Annotated in this window: 6 protein-coding genes; all 6 read right to left on the bottom strand. The window is 32.5% G+C overall.

Annotated features, from left to right (window positions below; genetic code table 11):
* Positions 1 to 113 precede the first annotated feature (113 nt).
* Complete coding sequence (locus tag Q0605_RS00455; RefSeq protein ID WP_298703279.1) at positions 114 to 1,082, bottom strand: hypothetical protein; 969 nt, start codon at positions 1,080 to 1,082, stop codon at positions 114 to 116.
* Positions 1,082 to 1,813: a class I SAM-dependent methyltransferase gene (locus tag Q0605_RS00450; protein WP_298703276.1), complete on the bottom strand. Its 732-nt coding sequence runs from the start codon at positions 1,811 to 1,813 to the stop codon at positions 1,082 to 1,084. Before Q0605_RS00450 ends, Q0605_RS00455 begins: the two co-directional genes overlap by 1 nt.
* Before the next feature lies 1 nt (position 1,814).
* Complete coding sequence (locus Q0605_RS00445) at positions 1,815 to 2,771, bottom strand: peptidoglycan bridge formation glycyltransferase FemA/FemB family protein (RefSeq protein ID WP_298703273.1); 957 nt, start codon at positions 2,769 to 2,771, stop codon at positions 1,815 to 1,817.
* Positions 2,761 to 3,819, bottom strand: coding sequence for a DegT/DnrJ/EryC1/StrS family aminotransferase (locus tag Q0605_RS00440; protein WP_298703270.1), 1,059 nt, complete (start codon positions 3,817 to 3,819; stop codon positions 2,761 to 2,763). Before Q0605_RS00440 ends, Q0605_RS00445 begins: the two co-directional genes overlap by 11 nt.
* Positions 3,806 to 5,020, bottom strand: a complete 1,215-nt coding sequence (locus Q0605_RS00435; RefSeq protein ID WP_298703268.1) for an oligosaccharide flippase family protein — start codon at positions 5,018 to 5,020, stop codon at positions 3,806 to 3,808. Before Q0605_RS00435 ends, Q0605_RS00440 begins: the two co-directional genes overlap by 14 nt.
* Positions 5,004 to 5,433: asparagine synthase-related protein (locus tag Q0605_RS00430; RefSeq protein WP_298703266.1), on the bottom strand; the 430-nt coding region annotated here is incomplete at its 5' end. The genes Q0605_RS00430 and Q0605_RS00435, both read right to left, overlap by 17 nt.

Raw genomic sequence — 5,433 nt, 5'->3', positions numbered from 1 at the left:
AACAGATAGCTCGACTTTTTTATCCATAGCATTTATGACACCCGCAGTGTGCCCTACCGAACCGCCCGCCTTTAAACCAAACCAATACAGCGTTCTAAGATAGAGGATTTTCATTATATATCGCCCACATGCATAAATTTTAGCCTAAATTTATCTTCTGCATATTTTTTTATATCGGCATCGGCACGTATCGTAGGGGCAAAATCCTCATCGCTCAAGCCCCTCATATCCAAATCTTTTATAGATGCAAATTTACATTCTGCTTTGTTGGCGATATCTGCAAGAAGCCTTTTATATTCGTTTATCAGTTTATCGTTTATACTTATGTTTATGTATTTTTTATCTTTAAAATTATACTTCAAATTTAAAAAATTAAAACTGTGCAAAAAAAGCACTATTATGCAATTTTCAGGCATCGCATCTATTGCTTTTAAAATTTCATCTGCGCTAGAACCGTATCTAAAATCAAATTTTTGAAAGCTGCTTTTCGTTTTTAAAGGGCCGTAACGCTTTTGCCTTTCATAAACGCTAACCGGCAGCTGTAATACGCCATTTTTTTCGGACGCCTTATTTATATAGTCATAATTTATCTTGCAATTTTCATTTTTATAAAAAAACGAGCTGTCTATAAAAATATCATTAAGTTTCAAAGCTTGAATAGTATCGTCGTTTGCTCCATATCCACCGGCTCTATGAGCCAAAACGTCCATGCCCGTCCACTCTTTTATCTTTTGCTTGCCGAAATTTACAATCTCTGTCTGCTCGTCTACGCTATACTGCCACATAAATTTTCTATTTTTATCATATTTGCCCGACGGATGGGTGTGCAAATTTATGCCGTGTCCATCCCGGATAATATCCCGACATAGCTGCTCAAATTTATGCTCGCCATACCTTTCACAAGGATACACATCCGCAAAATGCTCCACCGCTGCACCGTATTTGCTCGCCAGATCATTTATGAGCCTTACGCCCACTTCTCTGTCTTCGACCTCACCCTTTATAAAAATTTCAAATGCATCGGCTCTATCCGCATGTAGTTCGCCGACTTCGGTATCGCAGGTTATTAAAATTTGTTTCATTATTTGTCTTTTTTTGCTACGACCATTATCTCTCTGTGTTCAAACCAAACATCACTTGCACCTTCTCCGAGTATTCTTAAAGCAAATCTTATACATTTAACCATAATGCTTCTTGCCAACGAAACGACGATCCTTTTCTTGCCATTTTTAAATATATATGAGGCCGGAAACACGTCTACCACGGCAAAATATAGTCTAAAAATATCCGCAAGGCTCTCTCTGGTATAGCCTACTTCATGAGTAAAATCCATATATCTTTCATGATTAGACATCATCCAGTCCATATTCGGAACTTGGATAATTGCCATCCCGCCGATATTTAACGAGTTATATATCTCTTTTACGAATTCCTCTTGCTTATCTTTTTGTATATGCTCCATAACATCTTTGCACAGTATAAGGTCGTATTTATTATATTTTAAATTGTCAAAAGCATTTTCTTGTTTTAGCGTATCTAGCCCGGTCCTATTTTTAGCTATCAACAAGTCGGAATTAGACAAATCTATGCCGTGTAAATTTTTAAAACCTAAACCCTGCAATGCTTTTAACATATAGCCTTTATTGCAACCGATCTCTAAAATTTTACCGTTTATATATGGATTTATGTGTTTTAAATAGTTATATTTTAAAAGATTATCAAAAAACTCTTGCCTGAGCTTCTCGTCTTTAGTATCTAGAAAATCACCTCTTATTTCTTTATATCGATCTAAAATTTTCTCTTGCGTAGTCATATTAGCCCTTATTGGTAAAATTTTTTATAAAGATAAATAACATATTTTTTAAAATATTGTTTATTTTTATAAACCCTATATAATTAAACGTCATACCGCCGAATCTACTTTTAAATCTACTAATGGATTTAGCTTTCTCGTCCGAATCAGAGCAGCCTCCAAAATCATATATCTTTGTGCCGTTTTGCTTAAAATATTTTATTGCCTCCCACTGCAACAAATTTGAAGAGCCGGTAGCACAATTATTTATAGACGCACCGTGCCAATATATAGACATATGTTTAGAAACAAGAAAAATTGCTCCGGCTTGAATGATGTTATCTTTTTTTGCAAAAAATACTTTAATATTGCCTGTTTTATTTAGCGCAAAAAAATACTTTAGTAAATATGAAACTTCTAAAGCCTCTTTATTTGATCTGGCATATGTTTCAACGCCTATTTTATAAAAATCGTATATACCTTGTTCGCTCGTATCCTCAAATACCTCAATATCCTCTTTTTGCGCCTTTTTTATAACATTACGGTGTTTACTATGTATATTAGAAAATATTACGTCTTCATTTTGAGTTAAATCTAAAACAGATGAGCCGTATCTATATATTTCATTAAAATTATTGAGTTCTAAAAAATCCATATTTGTAAATTTTGATAATGTGATAGAGTAAAAAATTACCTTAAAAGGATTAAATACTCTTAAAATTTCTTTAAAGGCGATATCCAGTAATTCGGTAGTTTGAATATTTGGCTCTGAAACAATATTGATGTATCTAAAATATCTAAAACCTACTACAAAAAACTGCCATTTAAAAATAATATCTTTATCTTTTATGATTAGAAAATACGGAATTGAAAATTTACCACTAGTATTTGCAAATTCAAATAGTTGTGTTGGATTTTTTATATCAATATTCCACTCTATCGGGTCAATTAAATCTTTTGCGAGAATTCTAATTTCCATTAAGCATCCCTCTTAACTTGCCTATTTTCTCTTCATTAAAACAGTCTAAGTCTATTAACAATAGTTTTTTAGATAGTTCTTCGACACTTGCAGTCTTTTGTTGATGCCAATATTTTTGAAAATACGGCCATACTCTTCTGGTTTTAATATTAAGAGCGCCGAAAATACGCTCTAGCTTCTCAAGCTCATCGCTATATATTACGTAGTTTGTAAATATATTGTTGTCTACATTCAAAAAAGAGGGTAAAATTTCATTAAGCCAGGATGCAACTTTTTTCCTAGTATTAATCGCAAATCTTAACTTTCTTATGGCAATCAAGATATATTTCAATTGCTCTGAAGTCATACTAGTATCAAATATATGAAAATTTTTTCCAATGTCATTGCTGGTTATTTTATAAAAATAGTTTTTTTGATAAAAACCAAGAATTTTTAGTAGCTTGGAGACACTCATTTTAATAAATTTTAGAAGTTCCCATTTTTTATATCCGCTGCAAGACCTATCTTTTTTAATAGCCTCCATATAGTTAAAGGCTTCAGTGTTTAAAATGAATGTATGAAAAATACTCTTATTTTTATCCTGAATGCTCAAACATTCTTGCCATATCTTACGATTTTTTGTAACTATCAGCCCGCCACCGGGAGAAATCATATTCTTTGAAAAAGAGTATATAGCAGCATCCCCAATCAAATCTTTCTTTATGCCATAACAATGAGCCCTATCTTCTATGTGAATAAGGTTGTATTTTTTTGCAATATCTTGTATTTTTACAACATGGTCCATATAAGCGCCATAATAATGGTGAGATATAATTGCTATCGTATCGGATGAAATTTTATTTTTTATATCATCTTGAATCATTTCTAAACTATGCACATCAATATCCACAAACACCGGAATCCCGCCAGCCTGTACTATCGCATCCGGCAGCGTTGTAGCGCATGTAAAAGCCGGCAATAAAACTTTTTTGCCTTTTGCGCCTATAGACAATAAAACTAGGTATATAGCAGTTCTAGCATAACTTGTATATATTTTATACTTTGGCATAGTAAATCTTTGTATATAAAAATAGCGAATACAAATTTGATATCATACTTGACACACAGGCCCCAATAGCACCCATTATCGGAACTAATAAAATACTAGATAAAGCAGTCATAATCGTCATTTTTATATTAGCCTTTTTTAGCTCTTTCCCATATCCATGCCCGTTAATCCAAGCATTATATGGCTGATAAAGAGCTTGAAAGCAAACTGCAATAGACATTAAAAGCAATAAGAGCAGAACATCACTATATTCTTCTTTTAGATAAAAATTTATAATTAAATACCCCAGTATATTAGCTAAAACAAACGCTAGAAATACCCAAGCTAAATTTACCTTTAAAACGGCAGGAGGTATTTTGCTGCTATTTGCTAGCGTTTTAAACATAGTACTACTCATCGCATTTGATAGCGAATTTATAGGAGTAGCCATAGAATTCGCCAGTCCATAAAAGCCGACATCCTTTGCGCTTATAAAGTACCCTATTAAAAGCCTGTCTATATTGTATGTCGAAACGTCAATTACTCTACCTATGTACACATGTATACCGTAGCGTTTGTTTTCTAAATTTATAGTTCTCAAAATCTCAGAAAAACCACTGAAATTTGGTTGTAATGTACATCCATATATCACAAATGCAAGCGCATAAGACAATGAAAACGACAAAAGAGCGTTTAGTGGAGTTAAGCCCTCAAAAATAAACAAAATGAATAAAAATGCTACAAATAAAATTTTAGAAAAAATATTAAAACCAGCTAAATATCCTATGTGATTACTGCCTTTTAATATTAGTTCCATAAAAAATGGAATTGTAAAACTCCAACTAACAAAGGATGAAATTCTAATGATATGACCGATATTGTCATCAAAAATGATATCTAGTAGAAAAGAAATAGCTAGCGAAAATAGTAAAAATAACACGAATATAACACAGGCTATAATTATCGATGCTCCAAATATCTTTTTTTCCAAATTTATATCATGGTTGTTTGCCAGCATCTTTGAAGCACTAGAAAAATATCCGAACTCAAAAAATATGGAAATAAATATGATGATAGCTAAGGATAAAGAATATATTCCAAAGTCTGCTGCCCCCATCTGTTTTGCCAAAAGCATGTTAGACACAAAACCCACAACCATACCAAATATCTGTGCTACAAAAAGAAAGGTCGTCTGATAAAATACTTTATTTTTTGCTATCAAAATTTATCTCCAGCCATTTTTCTAAAGCAAATAATATCCACATCTTATATCCTTGATTTTTATATTTAGTGTGGCTATCCAATAGCTTCTGCAAGAAAATTTTAGATATAAATTCATGTATCATAGCTTTTTTAAGCAATAATTCTTTTTGATACCATATAGGCATAATATTTTGTAAAAAAGGTGTTAAGAGCATGCCGAAACCGACTTTTGGCTGATTTAAAATATAACCAGGAAGCTTATTTTTCGCTATTTCTTTTAAAATACTCTTGGCGCCATATTTCATCTTTGTATCGAACGATAAACCAGAACTGTATTCAATAAGAAGATGATCCATAAAGGGACTTCTTGCTTCTACGCTTTGAGACATCGTGGAATAGTCTATCTTCTGCAAGATAAGCTCGGGGAGTCGC

The organism is uncultured Campylobacter sp., from assembly GCF_938017705.1.
Classification (GTDB): Bacteria; Campylobacterota; Campylobacteria; order Campylobacterales; family Campylobacteraceae; genus Campylobacter_B.
The sequence above is the reverse complement of the archived record's forward strand: the minus strand, read 5'-3'. Positions and strand labels throughout refer to the sequence as shown.